At 65.4% G+C, this 18275-nt stretch carries 17 protein-coding genes; 13 read left to right on the forward strand and 4 right to left on the reverse strand.

The annotated features are described in order from the left end of the window. Positions 1-41 precede the first annotated feature (41 nt). Together ACCD03_RS00330 and ACCD03_RS00335 are read left to right on the forward strand one after the other, a co-directional pair. Positions 42-485 (forward strand): nuclear transport factor 2 family protein, encoded by a 444-nt coding sequence (locus tag ACCD03_RS00330; protein WP_045205822.1) that lies wholly within the window; start codon positions 42-44, stop codon positions 483-485. A gap of 51 nt (positions 486-536) precedes the next feature. Further along, entirely contained in the window at positions 537-1541 is a 1005-nt protein-coding gene (locus ACCD03_RS00335) for an NAD(P)H-dependent flavin oxidoreductase (RefSeq protein WP_045205821.1), read from the forward strand. A 3-nt stretch (positions 1542-1544) separates the two neighbouring features. Here ACCD03_RS00335 and ACCD03_RS00340 read toward each other — a convergent pair whose 3' ends face one another. Next, positions 1545-2081: a PadR family transcriptional regulator gene (locus tag ACCD03_RS00340; protein ID WP_413410453.1), complete on the reverse strand. Its 537-nt coding sequence runs from the start codon at positions 2079-2081 to the stop codon at positions 1545-1547. A 189-nt stretch (positions 2082-2270) separates the two neighbouring features. After that, complete coding sequence (locus ACCD03_RS00345) at positions 2271-3191, reverse strand: LysR substrate-binding domain-containing protein (RefSeq protein WP_413410455.1); 921 nt, start codon at positions 3189-3191, stop codon at positions 2271-2273. Positions 3192-3326: 135 nt separating this feature from the next. Between ACCD03_RS00345 and ACCD03_RS00350 the strand changes: the two genes are divergently transcribed. Genes ACCD03_RS00350 through ACCD03_RS00360 form a run of 3 tightly spaced genes read left to right on the forward strand, consistent with a single transcriptional unit; the run spans position 3327 to position 7439 of the window. Continuing rightward, entirely contained in the window at positions 3327-4736 is a 1410-nt protein-coding gene (locus ACCD03_RS00350; protein ID WP_413410456.1) for a VOC family protein, read from the forward strand. Continuing rightward, entirely contained in the window at positions 4733-5983 is a 1251-nt protein-coding gene (locus ACCD03_RS00355; protein ID WP_413410457.1) for a PLP-dependent aminotransferase family protein, read from the forward strand. The genes ACCD03_RS00350 and ACCD03_RS00355 overlap by 4 nt, the downstream gene beginning before the upstream one ends. A gap of 40 nt (positions 5984-6023) precedes the next feature. Further along, positions 6024-7439 carry an FAD-binding oxidoreductase gene (locus ACCD03_RS00360; protein WP_413410458.1) on the forward strand — a complete coding sequence of 472 codons (1416 nt, stop codon included), beginning with the start codon at positions 6024-6026 and terminating at the stop codon, positions 7437-7439. Positions 7440-7452: 13 nt separating this feature from the next. Here the strand turns inward: ACCD03_RS00360 and ACCD03_RS00365 are convergent, their stop codons facing one another. Further along, positions 7453-8295, reverse strand: a complete 843-nt coding sequence (locus ACCD03_RS00365; protein ID WP_413410459.1) for an IclR family transcriptional regulator — start codon at positions 8293-8295, stop codon at positions 7453-7455. A 188-nt stretch (positions 8296-8483) separates the two neighbouring features. On the opposite strand from ACCD03_RS00365, the gene ACCD03_RS00370 reads away from it, so the two are divergent. The 8 genes from ACCD03_RS00370 (at position 8484) to ACCD03_RS00405 (ending at position 16792) form a co-directional block, all read left to right on the forward strand. Continuing rightward, a complete protein-coding gene (locus ACCD03_RS00370; protein WP_413410460.1) occupies positions 8484-9548 on the forward strand; it encodes an ABC transporter ATP-binding protein in 1065 nt (354 codons plus the stop codon). After that, on the forward strand, positions 9545-10402 hold the full coding sequence (locus ACCD03_RS00375) for an ABC transporter permease (RefSeq protein ID WP_253540228.1): 858 nt from the start codon (positions 9545-9547) through the stop codon (positions 10400-10402). Before ACCD03_RS00370 ends, ACCD03_RS00375 begins: the two co-directional genes overlap by 4 nt. 10 nt (positions 10403-10412) lie before the next feature. Continuing rightward, positions 10413-11207, forward strand: a complete 795-nt coding sequence (locus ACCD03_RS00380) for an ABC transporter permease (RefSeq protein WP_253540231.1) — start codon at positions 10413-10415, stop codon at positions 11205-11207. 13 nt (positions 11208-11220) lie between these two features. Continuing rightward, entirely contained in the window at positions 11221-11547 is a 327-nt protein-coding gene (locus ACCD03_RS00385) for a (2Fe-2S)-binding protein (RefSeq protein WP_413410461.1), read from the forward strand. After that, entirely contained in the window at positions 11547-12977 is a 1431-nt protein-coding gene (locus ACCD03_RS00390; RefSeq protein ID WP_413410462.1) for an NAD(P)/FAD-dependent oxidoreductase, read from the forward strand. Before ACCD03_RS00385 ends, ACCD03_RS00390 begins: the two co-directional genes overlap by 1 nt. Next, positions 12970-14103 carry an NAD(P)/FAD-dependent oxidoreductase gene (locus ACCD03_RS00395; protein WP_413410463.1) on the forward strand — a complete coding sequence of 378 codons (1134 nt, stop codon included), beginning with the start codon at positions 12970-12972 and terminating at the stop codon, positions 14101-14103. The genes ACCD03_RS00390 and ACCD03_RS00395 overlap by 8 nt, the downstream gene beginning before the upstream one ends. Positions 14104-14129: 26 nt before the next feature. Continuing rightward, on the forward strand, positions 14130-15194 hold the full coding sequence (locus ACCD03_RS00400; RefSeq protein WP_413410464.1) for an ABC transporter substrate-binding protein: 1065 nt from the start codon (positions 14130-14132) through the stop codon (positions 15192-15194). Between the two features lie 65 nt (positions 15195-15259). Then, a complete protein-coding gene (locus ACCD03_RS00405; protein ID WP_413410465.1) occupies positions 15260-16792 on the forward strand; it encodes an aldehyde dehydrogenase family protein in 1533 nt (510 codons plus the stop codon). Between the two features lie 71 nt (positions 16793-16863). Here ACCD03_RS00405 and ACCD03_RS00410 read toward each other — a convergent pair whose 3' ends face one another. Continuing rightward, positions 16864-18129 carry a serine hydrolase domain-containing protein gene (locus ACCD03_RS00410; protein ID WP_045205806.1) on the reverse strand — a complete coding sequence of 422 codons (1266 nt, stop codon included), beginning with the start codon at positions 18127-18129 and terminating at the stop codon, positions 16864-16866. Positions 18130-18275 lie beyond the last annotated feature (146 nt).

The following is an 18275-nucleotide window of genomic DNA, read 5'->3' on the forward strand; positions in this document are numbered from 1 at the left end:
ACGTTGATGCAATCCGTTGCACTTTCTGCTCAGGAGCCAGCATGCCGCAGCCGATTCCCCAGACATTGAACGCCCCCGCGCAAGCCACGCTCGAGGCCTGGCATGCCATGCTCGACAGCGGCAACATGGATGATCTCGACCGGCTGTTCGCCGACGACGTGGTCTTCCGCTCACCCGTGGCGCATACGCCTTACCCGGGCCGCACGGCGACCACGCTGGTGCTGCGCACCGTCAACACCGTCTTTGAAGACTTCAAATACCACCGCAGCTTCGCCACCGACGAGGGGCTAAGCGTGGTGCTCGAATTCAGCGCCAACGTGAGCGGCAAGGCCCTCAAGGGCATCGACATGGTGCGCTTCAACGCTGAAGGCAAGATCGTCGAGTTTGAAGTCATGGTCCGCCCGGCCACTGGCTTGCAGGCACTCGGCGCGGCCATGGGCGCCAAGCTAGGCGACAAGATCGGCCTGCTCAAGGCCGGCGCCTGAATACCCATCCCCCCAATTCCGAATTCCATACCAAGACCAACGGAGACTGCCATGTCGCTGCCCCCGATCCTGCAAAACCGCCTGTCCGTGCCCGTGGTGGGCTCGCCGCTGTTCATCATTTCCAACCCCGACCTCGTGATCGCGCAGTGCAAGGCGGGCGTGGTCGGCTCGTTCCCGGCGCTCAATGCGCGGCCGGCCGAGCTGCTGGAAACCTGGCTGCAGCGCATCACCACGGAGCTGGCCGAATACGACGCGCAGCACCCCGACAAGCCGTCGGCACCGTTTGCAGTCAACCAGATCGTGCACAAGTCGAACGACCGCCTGGAGCACGACCTGGAGCTGTGCGTGAAGTACAAGGTGCCCATCGTCATCACCTCGCTGGGCGCACGTGAAGACGTGAACCAGGCGGTGCACAGCTACGGCGGCATCGTGCTCCACGATGTCATCAACAATAAATTTGCCAAGAAGGCGATCGAGAAAGGCGCGGATGGCCTGATCGCCGTGGCGGCGGGCGCGGGCGGCCATGCGGGCACCACCTCGCCGTTTGCGCTGATCCACGAAATTCGCGAATGGTTCGATGGCCCGCTGCTGCTGTCGGGCGCCATCGCCAACGGCAATGCGATCCTGGCGGCATTGGCAGCGGGTGCGGACCTGGCCTACGTCGGATCGGCGTTCATCGCCACCGAAGAAGCCAACGCGATCGAGGGCTACAAGCAAGCGATCGTGGAAAGCACCGCCAGCGATATCGTCTACACGAACCTGTTCACCGGCGTGCACGGCAACTACCTGCGCAAGAGCATCGAAGGCGCCGGCCTGGACCCAGACGCGCTGCCGGAATCAGACCCGAGCAAGATGAACTTCGGCTCGGGCGGTGGCGCCAAGGCCAAGGCATGGAAAGACATCTGGGGTGCCGGCCAGGGCGTGGGCGCGGTCAAGCGCGTGGTGCCGGCAGCGGAACTCGTCAAGCGCTTTGCCGAGGAGTTCGAAGTGGCGCGCCGTCGCCTGAACAACATCGAAGCGCTGCGCGCTCCGGCCGGTAGCAAGGCGACGGCTTGAGTTTTAAGCGGTGACTGAGGCTGGCTCCAGCAACGGCAGCACATCGTCTGCCCACGCGAGCCAGCCTTCTTCGTAAACGATGCCGCGCTGAAGCACTGCGTGCTGCAACTGCTGCGCACGTGTGAGATCAGCCCGCGAAAAATCGCGCTTCTCGATCTCGCGGAAGGTGTTCAGCCGCGTGCGGTGCTGCTCGATCAGGCGCTGCATCTCGTCGGCAAAACCGAGGGGGCCGATCACCGCCTCGGCGCGCAGCTTCACCAGCACTTCCTCCCGGTTGTCCGACGACACGGTCGGCTCCAGCACCCAGCGGGCGAGTTCGGCCTGGCCCGGCGGCAGCACGGTGTACGTCTTCTTGCGGCTGTCTTCCTCTTCTTCCACGCTCACCCAGCCGGCTTCGGCCATGCGGCCAAGCTCACGGTAGATCTGCTGATGCGTGGCGCTCCAGAAATAGCCCATCGACTTGTCAAAGCGTCGGGCAAGCTCGTAGCCCGACGAGGGCTTTTCCAGCAGGGATGTCAGCAATGCGTGTTGGATGGACATGGGCGAGAGATAACGTCAGCTTTGTTTTGCGTCGACCGGGTTGTGAGCACCGCTGGCCCGATCCGACAAATTCGATCTGCGAACTTTACAGAACCCCGATGGGCGAGTCATGCACTGCTTCGCCACCGTTGGTTTGGTGCCGAACGCGCGCGTTCTGCTTGCTCTGTGCACTTGCGAAAGCGCGGCGCCTTACCTTGCAGGCTGCGTGGTCATGAAATCCTGCGCCGCTTTCACCAGCCATGTCCGCAGCGCTTGCAGCGGCGGGTAGTCAGCGCGACTCATGGGCCAGGCGAGGTAGTAACGCTCCGCGCTTTCCATCTCGGGCACATGCGGCAACGCCTGCACCAGGTCGCCCTGCTGCAGCTCGTGAGTGATCAGAAAACGCGGCAGTAACGCCACGCCCAGGCCCGCAACGGCAGCTTGCGCGGCCGTGGCAAATTGGTCGAACAGCATGCCCTGGGGTTCTGCCCCTGTCACCTGATGGCTGGCCAGCCAACGCGGCCAGGCATCGGGGCGGGAGGCCAGGTGCAACAGCGGCGCATGCAGCAGATCGCGCGGCTGCGCAAAGTCGTAGCGGGCCAGCAGCGCCGGGCTGCAAGCAGGCACGACGGTTTCGCTCATCAGCAAGGCCAGGTCCGCCCCCGGCCAATGCGGCGTACCGAAATGGATGGCCGCGTCCACCGCTTCCAGTTGAAAGTCGAACTGCGACAGCCGCGTCGTCAGATTGATGGTGATGCCCGGATGCTGGTCGAAAAACGCGGGCAGGCGCGGTGCCAGCCAACGGGTGCCGAACGTCGGCAGGATGGCCAGATTCAAGCTGCCGCCCTGCGGATTGGCTCGAAACCCGACCGTGGCGCTGGCGATGCGCATCAACGCGCCGCGGATTTCCTCCGCGTACGCCTGGCCCGCCGCGCTCAGCCGTACGGTCTGGCGTTCACGCACGAACAGCTCAGCGCCCAGGCGATCTTCCAGCGCGCGGATCTGGCGGCTGACAGCACTTTGCGTGAGGTGCAGCTCCACGGCGGCGGCCGTGAAGCTCTGGTGGCGTGCGGCGGCCTCGAACGCGCATAGCAGGGACATCGGCGGCAGAAAGCGGCGGGACAGGAACATGGGGCGCAGGAGTTGTGCGGTGCAAAAGTCGCTCAGTCATTCTATTTTGGAATGACCTAAGGCCGGATTATCGTTTGACCGAGCTTCATTCGCCACCCTAGCATCGCTTCACCCTCTGCCAAACCCAGCCCAGTCATGAGCGATTCGCATCAACCTTCGGCCTCCCACTTCATCCACGCCAACGAAATCCGCTCTCGCTTTTCGCGCGCCATGTCCGCCATGTACCGCGAAGAAGTGCCCCAATACGGCACTCTGGTCGAGCTGGTATCCGACATCAACGCTCGCACGCTGGACGCCCAGCCCGCGCTGCGCGCGCAGATGGCGCAGTCGGGCGAACTGGAGCGGCTGGACGTCGAGCGCCACGGCGCCATCCGCGTCGGCACGGCAGCCGAGCTTGCCACGCTGCGCCGGCTGTTTGCCGTCATGGGCATGGAGCCGGTGGGTTACTACGATCTGTCGGTGGCTGGCGTGCCCGTGCATTCGACGGCGTTCCGCCCGGTGGGCGATGCCGCGTTGCTGGCCAATCCGTTTCGCGTGTTCACGTCGCTGCTGCGGCTTGAGCTGATTGCCGACGCCGCACTGCGTGACAAGGCCGCTGCCATCCTGGCGCGCCGCCAGATCTTTACGCCGCGCGTGCTGCAATTGATTGCCCAATGCGAGGCCGACGGCGGCCTGGTCAGCACAGATGCCGACGCCTTTGTGCGCGAGGCGCTGGAGACCTTCCGCTGGCACAGCACCGCCACGGTCGATGCCCAGACGTATCGTGCGCTGCAAGCCGCCCACCGCCTGGTGGCCGACGTGGTGTGCTTCCGCGGCCCCCACATCAACCATCTGACGCCGCGCACGCTCGACATCGACGCCGCGCAGGCCGCCATGCCAACACGTGGCATGGACGCCAAGGACGTGGTGGAAGGTCCGCCGCGCCGCAACTGCCCTATCCTGCTGCGCCAGACCAGCTTCAAGGCGCTGCAGGAGGCTGTGCGCTTTACCGACGATGACGGCGCCCACACGGCGCGCTTTGGCGAAATCGAGCAGCGCGGCGTGGCCCTGACGCGCAAGGGCCGCACGCTATACGACCAACTGCTGGCCGAGGTGCGCAGCATGGGCAATGCCGGCAGTGCGGCGCCCAACTACGGAAGTCGGCTGGCCCAGGCGTTCCGCGCCTTTCCCGACAGCCATGACGCACTGCGTGCACAAGGGCTGGCGTTCTATCGCTATACCCTCACGCCATCCGGCCAGGCACACGCCGACAGCGCAGCGGCGGCCGATGCGTCATTGGATGAACTTTTGGCCAACGGCTGGGTGCAAGCCGATCCCATCACGTATGAGGATTTCTTGCCGGTCAGCGCGGCGGGCATCTTCCAGTCCAACCTGGGCGGCGAAGAGCAGAAGCAGTATCAAGCCCACGCCGCACAGCAAGCGTTTGAGGCTGCGCTGGGCGCACGCGTGCATGACGAAATCGCGTTGTACGAAGCGGCACAGCAGCGCTCGATCGATAAGGTGCGCGCCGTGCTGCGCGGCACGCCCGTCGTGGATGCCGCATGACCGGCCTGCACACACCAGCCGCCATGCCGGGCTTTGCCGCCCCGTTTGCGAACCCCGCCGGCTCGCCCATCCGCGAACTGTTTCCGTACCTCAGCCAGCCGGGAATGATCTCGCTGGCGGGCGGGTATCCGTCGCCCAGTCTGTTCGATGCCGAAGGGCTGGCGCACGCCGCCGCCCATGCCATGGCGAGCGATACGCAAACCCTGCAGTACGGCGCCACGGAAGGACTGCCCGTCCTTCGCACGGCGCTCGCAGCGCTGATGGGCGCGCGGGGCATCCAGGCCAGCGCCGAGCAGATGATGGTGACCACGGGCTCGCAGCAAGCGTTTGACCTGCTGGTGCGGGCGTTGATCGAACCCGGCGATACGGTGCTGGTGGAAGTGCCCGCCTACCCTGCCACGCTGCAAGCCTTGCGCCTGGCGCAAGCCCGCATCGTGCCCGTGCCGATGGACGAACACGGCCTGCAAACCGATGCGCTGGCCGACCTGCTGCACCAGTTGCCCGCCACGCAGCGCCCCAAGCTGCTCTACACCGTGCCGAATTTTTCCAACCCGCGCGGCACGCTGCTGTCTGCACAACGGCGCGAAGCCCTCGTGCAGTTGGCCTGCACCCATGGCTTCTGGGTGGTGGAAGACGATCCCTACGGCGAGCTGCGCTTTGATGCGCCGGAGGGCCACGCCGTTGCCATGCCCGCAACCCTGCGCGCGGAGGGCGACCGGTTGGCAGCGGGCGGCACGAACCCGGTGGTGTATCTCTCCAGCCTGTCCAAGACCGTCGCTCCCGCGCTGCGGATCGGCTGGATGCTGGCCGACAGCAGCCTGCTGCGCCGGTGCGCCATCGCCAAACAGACGGTGGATCTGTGCACGTCGCCGCTGACGCAAATGGTGGCAGCCCGCTATCTGGAAAGCGGCCGCTACCCGGCCACGGTGCAGCGCGCCCGCATCGAGTATCAACGGCGCATGCAGGCCCTGGTGCAAGGCATCGCCACGCAGCTGGATGGCCATGTGCAGTGCGCTGCGCCGGCAGGCGGCATGTTTGTCTGGGCGACGTTCGCGCAGTCGATCGACCCGCAAGCACTCTTTGATGCCGCTGTGTCGCAGCAGGTGCTCTATGTGCCGGGCAAGGCGTTCTACCCAGACAACGCGCAACTCAACACCATGCGCTTGTCGTTTGCCGCGCCCGAGGTGCCGCAAATCGAGCAGGCCGTGCAGCGGCTGGCCGCGGCGGTAACGCTGGCCATGCGGTGACAGCTCCCCTTCAGACAAGACAACCTTCATCGCCATTGCCATGACACCCGACAATCTGATTCCGGCCTTGCGCGACATCGTGGGGCCTGCCCATGTTCTGACCGGCGATGACTGCGCCGAATACGAATCCGACTGGCGCCAGCGCGTGCGCGGCAAGGCGCTGTGCGTGGTGAGGCCGGGCAGCACGGCGGAAGTGGCCGCGGTCGTGCGCGCGTGTTCGCAGGCCGGCGCCTCCATCGTGCCGCAAGGCGGCAATACGGGCCTCGTGGAAGGCTCGGTGCCCGATGCCAGCGGCAAGCAGATCATCGTGAGCCTGCGCCGCATGCAGGCCGTGCGCGCCATCGACGCCGCCAACATGACGATGACGGTGGACGCCGGTTGCGTACTCCAGTCGCTGCAGGACGTGGCAAGCGAGGCGGGCATGCTGTTCCCGTTGAGCCTGGGCGCGGAAGGCAGTTGCACAATCGGCGGCAACCTGGCAACCAACGCAGGCGGCACGCAAGTGCTGCGCTATGGCAATGCGCGCGAGCTGTGCCTGGGGCTGGAAGTCGTGCTGGCCGAGGGGCAAATCTGGGAGAGCCTGCAAGGCCTGCGCAAGGACAACACCGGCTATGACCTGCGCAATCTGTTCATCGGCAGCGAAGGCACGCTGGGCATCATCACGGCGGCCACGCTGCGCCTGTATCCGCAACCGGCCGCGCAGTTGACGGCATGGGCAGCCGTACCTTCACTGCAAGCAGCCACGGCGTTGCTGGCCTTGTCGCACCGGCATCTGTCTGCCGCGCTCACAGGCTTTGAGGTCATGAGCCAGGAAGGGCTGAAGCTGGTCGACACGCACTATCCGCATCTGCGCGTGCCGATGTGGCGCGAAACGATGTGGTGCGTCTTGCTGGAAGCCTCCGACAGCGAATCGGAGGCGCACGCCCGGGCACAGTTTGAACACCTGCTGGAAACCGCCATGGAAGACGGCATCGTGACCGACGCGATCATCGCCGAGAACATCCGGCAGGCGCACGACCTGTGGCACATCCGCGAGAGCATCACCCTGGCCCAGGCGGCCGAAGGGCCCAACATCAAACACGATGTCTCGGTGCCGATCTCGCGCATCCCCGACTTTGTGGCGCAGACCGATGCACATCTGCAGGCCCTGGCGCCGGGCCTGCGGCTCATCAACTTCGGGCACCTGGGCGACGGAAACCTGCACTACAACGTGCAGCCTCCGGCGGGGGCAGATGCCGCGGCGTTCGTTGCCGCGCATGAGGCTGCGATTGGCGATGCGGTGTATCAGTCCGTCCACCGGTTTGGCGGCTCGATCTCAGCCGAGCATGGCATCGGCTCGCTCAAGCGCGATCACCTTCCGCACTACAAGGCGCCGGTGGCGCTGCAATTGATGCAGACCATCAAGCAGGCGCTCGACCCGCAACGTCTGCTGAACCCGGGTCGCGTGCTCGCATGATCGCCCGGTCAGATCAGATGGCGCGATAGGCGTCGCTCACGGCCATTGATTGCATGGGCCGGCGCAGCGTCGGATCAAACGGATTGATCTGCGTGGTCAGCCGATTGGCCTCGCGCAGCAGCATGTCGTAGACGATGGGCAGGCGCTCGGCGCTCAGGCGGTTGGCGAGCGTCCCCACAGAGAGCGCGGCGACGACGTTGCCATTACGATCGAACACCGGCACGGCAATGCCGGCCATACCTTCGAGCAGCCCGTCCGTCTTGGCGCTGTAGCCGAGCTCGCGCGCCTTTCTGACCTCGGAGCGCAGATAGACCTCGTCGTACACGCTGTAGTGCCGGATGCGCGGCAGGTTGTAGCGCAGCACCTCCTCCTGCTCGGCATCGGGCAGGTGCGCCAGGATCACCAGCGCGCCCTGGCCCACACCGAGTTCAATCCGGCCGCCCACATCACCCGTGAAGGTGCGGATCGGATATTGGCCTTCCACGCGATCTAGGCACACCGCATCAAAGCCCGAGCGCACCAGCAGCAGGACCGTGTCGCCCAGGCTGGCGTTCAGCCGCAGCAAGGCTGGCCGCGCGACCGAGCGCAAGTCGTTTACCGCGCCGGCCTGGGCCGCCAGGCAGAACAGGTCCAGGCTCAGCCGGTACAGCTTGTTCTGCTGATCCTGCTCGACCATGCCTTCTTGCGTCAGCCCCTGCAGCAGGCGGTGCGTGGTGGCGGGCGTCATTCCCAGGGTCTTTGCCAGGTAGGTGACGCGCACACCTTGGTGCTGCTGCTCCGCCATGGTGCGCAGGATCTGGAAGGTGCGGTGCATGGCGCTGCGCTGATGCGCATCGTCTTCGGAATCTACTGACATAAAGCTGGAATGGACTGAATTCGGTTGATCGATTGTATTCCGTTCAGTGGAATAAATATGAGAAATATTCCAACTACAGCGTATACACCTAGGCTGGAACGATGTTTTGGCACAGGTGTTGCAATAGCATAGCCATATTGTTCAAACAGAAGCGTCTGGCGACGCCCCCAAGTCGCAAAGGATGACCGATGAGTTTTCTGCGCCTCAACCATGTCTCCAAGCAGTACGGCGACCTGCGGGTCGTTCAGGACTTCAACCTGAACGTGCACAAGGGCGAGTTCGTCTCGCTGCTGGGCCCGTCGGGCTGCGGCAAGACCACGACCCTGCAGATGATTGCGGGCTTCGCGGAGGTGACCGAAGGCTCGATCGAGCTGGACGGCAAGGACATCACCCGTGCCAAGGCCAACGCGCGCGGCCTGGGGATCGTGTTCCAGACCTACGCGCTGTTCCCGCACATGACGGTGCGCGAGAACGTGGAATTCGGGCTGGAGATGCGCAAGTGCCCCGCAGCAGAGCGCCGCGAGCGCGCCATGCAAACGCTGGCGCTCGTGCATCTGGACAAGCACGTCGATCGCTATCCGCGCGAACTCTCGGGCGGCCAGCGCCAGCGCGTGGCCCTGGCGCGGGCGCTGGTCATCAAGCCGCCAGTGCTGCTGCTGGACGAGCCGCTGTCGAACCTGGACGCCAAGCTGCGCGAAGAGATGCAGTTCGAGCTGCGCGAGATCCAGCGCAAGGTCGGCACGACCACCATCATGGTCACCCACGATCAGGCCGAAGCCATGTCGATCAGCGATCGCGTGGTCGTCATGGAAGCGGGCCGCATCACCCAGGTGGATACACCGCTGGCGGTGTATGAGCATCCGCGCAATGCGTTCATCTCCACCTTTGTCGGCAAGGCCAATCTGCTGCATGCCGCGGTGGTGTCGGGCGCCGATGGCGCACTTCGCGCATCGGTCGGTTCCGTGCAACTGGCGCTGCCGCCGGGCACGCCGGCGGGCAGCAAGGTCGTGCTGGCGCTGCGCCCCGAAAAGATGACATGCACCGCCAACGGCACCGGCCGCTGCGAAGGCCGCGTGACCGAACGCTTCTTCCTCGGCAACCAGTGGATGTACACCGTCGACACGCCGCTCGGCGCAATGCTGGTATCCGCCGTCAACGATGGCGATGCCCCGCGCGAAGTGGGCCAGACCGTCGGCGTGGATTGGCAGGACCGCTATGTCCGCGTGATTGGTACCGAGGGGAACGCAGCATGAGCCGCAGACCGACCTGGGTGCCATGGAGCATGACCGGCCCGGCGCTGGCGCTCTTTGCCGTAATGCTGTTCGTGCCGCTCGCGCTGAGCGTGATCCTGTCGTTCAACGCGTTCGATGCCGACAAGGGCCCCATCGCGGGCACTTTCACGTTCGTGCACTACCTGCACGTGGTGCAAGACCCGTACTACTACGAGATCTTCTGGCGCACGCTGCGCGTCTCGGCACTTGTGACGCTGGTGTGCATCCTGATCGGCGCGCCCGAAGCCTACATCCTGAGCCGGATGCGCAAACCCTGGCGCTCGATTTTTCTGCTCGTCATTCTGGCGCCGCTGCTGATCTCGGTCGTGGTGCGCGCCTTCGGCTGGAGCATGCTGCTCGGGCCCGAAGGCCTGATCAACGCCGCGTTCAAGGCCGTTGGCATCGGCTCGGTCAAGCTGCTGTACAACGAGACGGCCGTCGTGATTGCGCTGGTGCACGTGATGCTGCCGTTCATGGTGATCCCAGTGTGGACCTCGCTGCAAAAGCTCGACCCTTGGGTGGAAAACGCCGCGCTGTCATTGTCCGCATCGCACTTCACCACCCTGCGCCGCGTGGTGCTGCCACAGGTCATGCCGGGCATTCTGTCGGGCAGCCTGATCGTGTTCGGCCTGGCGGCCAGCTCATTCGCCATTCCGGGGCTGCTGGGCGGGCGCCGCGTGAAGATGGTCGCCACGCTCATCTACGACGAATACCTGAACGAACTGAATTGGCCGCTGGGTGCAGCCATCGCGTTGATTCTGCTGGCGGCCAACCTCGTCATCATGCTGGGCTGGAACCGCATGATCGAAGGCCGTTACAAGAAGACGCTGGGCTGAAGGAGCGCACATGCAAAAGAACGGACCGCTCGCGCTCATCTTCAACGCGCTCGTCATCACCTTCATGCTGGCACCGCTGGTGATCGTCTGTATCGTCGCCTTCACGCCTGAAGAAACGCTCACGCTGCCGACCCATCATTTCTCGCTGCGCTGGTTCGATCAGGTGCTGCATCACCCCGACTTCGTGCAATCGTTCTGGAACAGCCTCTGGCTGGGCCTGGCGGCGGCCACGCTGTCGACCGCGCTGGCAGTGCCGGCCGCCATGGCCATCGTCCGCTACCGCGCGCCGGGGCTGCAGTATCTGCAAGGCGTGTTTCTGTCGCCGCTGATCATTCCGCACCTGGTGCTGGGCGTGGCGCTGCTGCGCATGTTTTCGCTGGTGGGCGGGCAAGGCAGCTTCGGCTGGCTGATCTTCGCGCACGCATTGATCGTCACGCCGTACACCATGCGACTGGTGATGGCTGCGCTGGTGGGCTTTGACCACTCGGTCGAGCACGCCGCTTATTCGCTGGGTGCGAGCAGCTTCACGGTGTTCCGCCGCATGACGCTGCCGATGATCCTGCCGGGCATCACGGGCGGGTGGCTGCTGGCCTTCATCAACAGCTTTGATGAACTGACCATGTCGATCTTCGTGGTGTCGCCCGCCACCGTCACGCTGCCGGTGCGCATGTACATGTACGCCACGGAATCGCTCGACCCGATGATGGCCGCCGTCTCGGCGCTGATCGTCTTCCTCACGCTGGCGCTGATGCTGCTGCTGGACAAGGTCTACGGCCTGGACCGGATTCTGATCGGCAAGCATTGAGACACAGATCACGATGAACGCTCCTGCAAATCCATCTGCCCGCGCGCAGCTCCAGCGCCTCAAAGAGCGCAATCGCCCCGCAGTGGCTTTTGTGCTGGATGGCCAGCCCGCCGAAGCGCTTGCCGGCGACACCATCTTGACGGCCGTGCTCACGCAAACACGCCAGTTGCGCATCGATGAATTCAGCCACCAGCCGCGCGCAGGCTTCTGCCTGATGGGCGCATGCCAGGACTGCTGGGTGCGCCTGGCCGATGGCAAATCGCAGCGCGCCTGCCAGACCATGATCGAACCCGGCATGCACATCTGCACGCAACCCGCCGGCGGCGAGGGAGCCGCGTGATGACGCAACCCGCCCCCACGCTGCAGCGCCAGACGCAGGAGGATCTGCCGCCCGTCATCATCGGTGCCGGGCCGGCAGGTGTGCGCGCGGCGCAAACGCTGCTGGCACACGGCCTCAAGCCCATCGTGCTGGATGAAGCCCCGCGCGCCGGCGGTCAGATCTATCGCCGCCAGCCGGATGGCTTTGCCCGGAGCGCCGCTGATCTGTATGGCACCGAAGCCGCGCGTGCGCAGGCCGTACATGCCGCCTTTGACCAGCTCCAGCCACAGATCGATTACCACCCGCAGACCCTGGTGTGGAATGCCCAGCCCGATCTGCTCGACCTGCTGCATGTGCCGACGCGCGCAGTCAGCAGCCTGCCCTGGCGCGATGTGATCGTCGCTACCGGCGCCACAGACCGTGTGCTGCCGATCCCGGGTTGGACACTGCCGGGCGTCTATACGCTGGGCGGGGCGCAAGTCGCGCTCAAATACCAGGGCTGCGCGATTGGCGATGCCGTTGTGTTTGCAGGCACCGGCCCGCTGCTGTATCTGGTGGCCTGCCAGTACGCCAAGGCCGGGGCAAACGTCGTGGCGGTGCTCGACACCGCCCCGGCCACCGCGCGCTACAAAGCAGCACCGGCCATGCTGGGCCAGCCGGCTGTCATGGCCAAGGGCATGGCGCTGGTGGGCTGGCTCAAGCTGCACGGCATCCCCATGCATCACGATGTGCGTTTGCTGCGCGCGGAGGGCGATGCGGCATTGGAGCAACTCGTCTGGCAAGACAGCGCCGGCCGTGAACAACGCACGGCTTGCTCCGCTGTCGGCATGGGCTACGCACTGCGGCCCGAAACACAGCTCGCCGATCTGCTGGGCTGCGCGTTCGAGTTTTCTGCCCTGCACCGCTGCCACGTGCCGCGCATCGACGCCATGCGGCGCAGCTCCGTCGCGGGCGTCTATCTGGCGGGCGATGGCGCGGGCATCATGGGCGCCGACGCAGCCGAGTACTCCGGCGAATTGGCAGCGCTCGCTCTGTTGCAGGATCGGCAAATCACCGTCGATGCTGATCGCTCGGCCGCGCTGCGCCAGCGCCTGCAGAAGATCGAGCGGTTCCGCCACGCGCTGGAAGTTGCTTTCCCCTTTCCCGATGACTGGGCCGCGCACGCCGGCGACGACTTGGTGGTGTGCCGCTGCGAGAACGTCACCGCAGGCACCCTGCGGCAAACGGCAGCCGAATGCGGCGTGCACGAGCTGAACCGGCTGAAGGCGCTGTGCCGGGTGGGCATGGGCCGCTGCCAGGGCCGGATGTGCGGCGCAGCGGCAGCAGAAATCCTGGCGCACGCGCAGTCCGTTCCGCTGGTGCAGGTGGGCCGGTTGCGCGGTCAGGCACCGATCAAGCCGCTGCCACTGGATGTGACCGAGGCGATCGAACCGGAGAGCCACCATGCGTGAGCAGCTTGCATGCGACGTGGCCATCATCGGCGGCGGCATCATGGGCAGCGCCACCGCGCTGTTCCTGCGGCGGCGCGGGCTGACCGTCACGTTACTCGAGCGCGACCTGTGCGGTTCGCGCTCAAGCGGTGTCAATTTTGGCGGTGTGCGCCGCCAGGGGCGCTCCATTGAGCAATTGCCGCTGGCCCAGCGTTCGCACCAGATCTGGGGGCGTCTGACCGAGCTGATCGGCACCGAGGCCGAATACGAGCGCAGCGGACACTTCAAGATCGCCCGTAGCGTGACCGACATGGAATCGCTGGCCAGCTATGCAGCACGCAGCGAGGGCTTTGGCCTCGGGCTGCAGCTCATCGAAGGCCGGGCTGCACTGCAAAAGGTCTTTCCGATGGGCGGCGACCAGGTCGTCGGCGGCTCGCTGTGCCCGGAAGACGGACAGGCCAACCCGCGCCTGCTGTCGCCCGCATTTGCGCGCGCGGCGCAGGCAGCAGGCGCCGATGTGCGCGAGCACGCGCCGGTGCAATCGGTCGAGCATGACGGCGCGCGCTTCGTCGTCCATGCACGGCAGCATGACCGCGATCTGGAAGTCAAAGCCTCCGCGCTGGTCAACTGCGCCGGGGCCTGGGCGGCCCAGTTTGCGGCGCAATGGGGCGAGCCCGTACCGATGTTCACCATCCCGCCCACCATGGGCGTGACCGAGCCGCTGCCGTTCTTCCTGCCCTGGAGCCTGGGCGTGGAAGGCGGCGGCATCTATTGCCGCCAGGTGCGGCGCGGCAATGTGGTATTCGGCGGCGGGCGCGGCTACGTGTTGGACGACGAGCGCGCGCGCTCGTCGCACGTGGCGATCCTGCGCCAGCTACCGCAGTTGGCTGCCCTGCTACCGCAACTTACGGGCGCCCACATCATCCGCACGTGGAGCGGCACGGAAGGCAACCTGCCTGACGACCAGCCCGTGATTGGGCCAAGCGCCCGTCGCCCCGGCCTGTTCCACGCCTTCGGCTTTGCCGGCGCCGGTTTCCAGCTCGGGCCCGGCGTGGGCGATGTCATGGCCGAGCTGATTGCCGAAGGCCGCACCACCACGCCAATCGAACCCTTTTCCATCCAACGCTTTCTGCCACCCGCAGCTTGATGCACTTGATGCCCCAGGAGATCACCATGCTTGTGAAACACGCGAAAACATCGTTCACGTCCATCATTGCAGCGGCTGCCGGAACCGCGCTGTTCGCCGCCGGCGCCGCCCACGCCGACACCAAGACGCTGTACATCGGCATGAACGGCGGCAACATGGAACGCACCTACACGCAGTTCGTGTTCCCGCCGTTCGAGAAGGCCAACAACGTCAAGGTCGTCGTCGTGCCCGGCACCTCGACCGACATCCTCGCCAAGGCCCAGGCGACCAAAGGCAAGGCGCAGATGCACGTGATGACGCTGGACGACGGCGTCATGTTCCGCGCCATCGGCATGGGGCTGTGCGAAAAGCTCAAGCCTTCGGCCAACCTGTCGGCCGTTCCCGCCATTGCGCACCTCAAGGGTGACTACGCGGTGGGCCTGTCGATGGGGCTGACGGGCCTCGCATACAGCACCAAGATCTTTGCCGACAAGGGCTGGGCGCCGCCCACCTCGTGGGGCGATCTGGCTGACCCGAAATACAAGGGCAAGGTGGTCGTGCAATCCATGCCGGCTTCGTCGTTCGGGCTGGATGCCTTCCTGATGTTCAACCGGCTCAAGGGCGGCACGGAAAAGAACGTCGACCCGGCCTTCAAGGCATGGCCCACCACCATCGGCCCGAACGTGGTCGAGTACATCCCGAACTCGTCGAAGGTGGTGGAAATGATGCAGTCCGGCGATGCCGCGCTGTTCCCGTACACGCTCACGCAGGTGGAGCTGATGAAGTCCAAGGGCATCCCGATGGAATTCGTCGCACCTAAGGAAGGCGCCGTCGTTCTGTTGACAGCGCAGTGCGTGCTGGCCAACAACCCCGATGCCGAGCTGGCGCAGAAGCTGGCGGACTACCTGATCAGCCCCGCGGCCCAGGCGCTCGCCATGGAAAACGGCTCCTACAATCCAGTCAACCCCAAGGCGTCGCTCAAGGGCAAGGCGGCGGACGAGCAGAACAAGATGAACAACATCCTGAAGACGGCCGTTGCCCTGGACTGGGATGTGATCAACGCCGAGCGCCCGGAGTGGAGCAAGCGCTGGAACCGCACCGTCGAGCGTTGAGTTGAGCGCCGCTGCACCGCAACAGTTTTTTGATTGAACACGAGAGAACAGCAAGGATTCGCGCCATGTCAGATTCACGAACACGATTGCAGACCGTACTGAAGGCCCTCGGCCTAGACCTGAAGGCCTACGAAGGGTCGGACTGGACGAGCCGCGCCCCGCGCGATGGCGCGGTACTGGCGACCGTGAAATCGCATACCGCCAGCGAGGCCGAGGCTGCCATCCAAGGCGCGCATCAGGCGTATCTGGCATGGCGTACCGTGCCGGCACCCGTGCGCGGAGAACTGGTGCGCCGCCTGGGCGAGGTCCTGCGCACGCACAAGGCAGCGCTTGGCGAACTAGTCTCGCTGGAGGCAGGCAAGATCACCTCCGAGGGCCTGGGCGAAGTGCAGGAGATGATCGACATCTGCGACTTTGCCGTCGGTCTGTCGCGGCAACTGCATGGCCTGACCATCGCCAGCGAGCGGCCTGGTCACCGCATGATGGAAACCTGGCATCCGACGGGCGTGGTGGGCATCATCTCGGCGTTCAACTTTCCGGTGGCGGTGTGGTCGTGGAACGCTGCGCTGGCCCTGGTGTGCGGCAACGCCATCGTGTGGAAGCCGTCGGAGAAAACGCCGCTCACCGCCATTGCTTGTCAGCACCTGATGCAGCAGGTTGTCGACGCGTTCAATGCGGAAAAGCCGGGCGCGATTCCTGCCGGGCTGAGCCAACTGCTGATCGGCGGACGCGATGTGGGCGAAGCGCTCGTGGCCAGCCACCTTGTGCCGGTCGTCAGCGCCACGGGCTCGACGCGCATGGGCCGCCAGGTGGGCGTGAAAGTGGCGGAGCGCTTTGGCCGGTCGATCTTGGAGCTGGGCGGCAACAACGCAATGATCGTCACGCCTTCGGCGGATCTGGAACTGGCGGCACGCGCCATCACCTTTGCCGCCGTTGGCACGGCGGGCCAACGCTGTACGTCGCTGCGACGCCTGATCGTGCACCGCTCGGTGGCCGATACGCTGCTCGCCCGTCTGGAAAAGATCTACCAAAGCATTGCCATAGGCGACCCGCTGGCCGATGGCACGCTGGTCGGCCCGTTGATCGACCAGGCGGCCTTCGACGGCATGCAACAGGCACTGGCGCAAGCCCGCGCTGAAGGCGGCGAAGTGTTGGGCGGCGAGCGCGTGCGCGAAGACCTGGGCACCGACGCCTGGTACGTGCGCCCCGCGCTGGTCAAGATGCCGAAGCCGACGAAGGTGATGGAAAGCGAGACCTTCGCGCCGATCCTCTATGTCGTGACGTATGACGGCGACACCGAGCAGGCCATCGCCATCCAGAACGGCGTGCCGCAGGGTCTGTCGTCCGCCATCTTCACGGCAAACCTGAGCGATGCGGAGCGTTTCATGTCGTCGGCGGGCAGCGACTGCGGCATCGCCAACGTCAACATCGGCACATCGGGCGCCGAGATCGGCGGCGCATTCGGCGGGGAAAAGGAAACCGGCGGCGGGCGGGAATCCGGCTCGGACGCATGGAAGGGTTACATGCGCCGCGCCACCAATACCGTCAACTACAGCGGTGCGCTGCCTCTGGCACAAGGCGTCCGGTTCAACGTTTGATCAGCGCTTGTGCGACGTGATGATCAGGCGGCGGCGCGCAATGCTCCGCCGCCTTGATGGTCAACACGCGCTCAACGCGCCGCGCCACCCACATCCGTGATCGCGCTATAGACAAGCGTGCGCAATTGCCGGCGCACGGGGTAAGCAGACGACGGCAGGACCTGCGTCAGGAACAGGCCGATGAGGTCTTCCTGCGGGTCCACCCAGAAGAAGGTGCCGGCCGCGCCGCCCCAGAAGAAATCGCCCGTGCTGCCGGGAATCAACGTGGCCGCCTGCGAGATCGTGGTCGCGAAACCCAGCCCGAAACCCACGCCGTCATACGCTGCCTCGCTAAACATGGAAGGCGACGACAGGCTCGACATGTCGCGCCCGCCCGGCAGATGGTTGGCCGTCATCAGCGCCAGCGTTTTCGGCCCCAGCAGGCGCACGCCATCCAACTCGCCGCCCTGCAACAGCATGCGTGAAAAGCGGAGGTAATCCGCCGCGGTGGAAACCAAACCACCGCCACCGGAAATGAAGCTGGGCGGTTTCAGGTACGGGCTCGCGCGCGGATCGTCCTGCAAGACCGGCCCACGATCGGACACGGCCTTCGAACCCATCGCCCCCACGGCGTAGCACGCACAGAAGCGCGACGCCTTCTCTTCTGGCACATGAAACGCCGTATCGACCATGCCCAGCGGGTCGAAAATCCGTTCCTTCAGGAACGTCTCGAACGGGATGCCGCTGATCTTGCCGACCAGGTAGCCGAGCACATCGGTGGAAACGGAGTAGTTCCACGCCTCGCCCGGCGAGAACTCCAGCGGCACGCCGGCCAGCTTTTCGATCATCTCGTCGAGCGTGCCATCGGTGGCGATATCGCCCAGCTTCAGCCGGCGGTACGCCGCGTCGACATTCGTGTTCTGGTGAAAGCCATAAGTCAGCCCGGAGGTGTGGCGCAGCAGGTCGACCATGCGCATGGGGCGCGTGACCGGGCGCGACTGGAAGCCCTCCATGAAGCCGCCGGCGTGCACGCCCAGGTTCGCCCACGCGGGGATGAATTTGCTGACCGGATCGTCCAGCGCGACCTTGCATTCCTCCACCAGCATCATGAACGCCACCGACGTGATGGGCTTGGTCATCGAGTAGATGCGGAAGATGGAATCTTCAGCCAGTGGCACCTGGCGCTCGCGGTCGGCCAGGCCCAGCACGGAGTTCAAGGCCAGTTCGCCGCGCCGCCATACCTGGACGAGCGCGCCGGGCAGCTTGCCCGTCGCAATGTAAGCGTCATCGATGAAGCGCTCGACCCGTGCGAGCCGATCGCGGGACATCCCCTGCGTTTGCGTGCCTTGCCTGTCCATGCCGTCTCCTTACATTGATGCCCGCGCCGGGCGCAGGCTTGCCAGACTCCGATCCGGTCTGCGCGGTATTCCGACGCGCGCAGACCCGCCCAGCGACACTGTACAGCGCTGATCCGTTACCCGCGACAATGCCCGGCCCGCGCCTA

Source organism: Ralstonia sp. Ralssp135 (genome assembly GCF_047304345.1).
GTDB classification, from domain to species: Bacteria; Pseudomonadota; Gammaproteobacteria; order Burkholderiales; family Burkholderiaceae; genus Ralstonia; species Ralstonia chuxiongensis.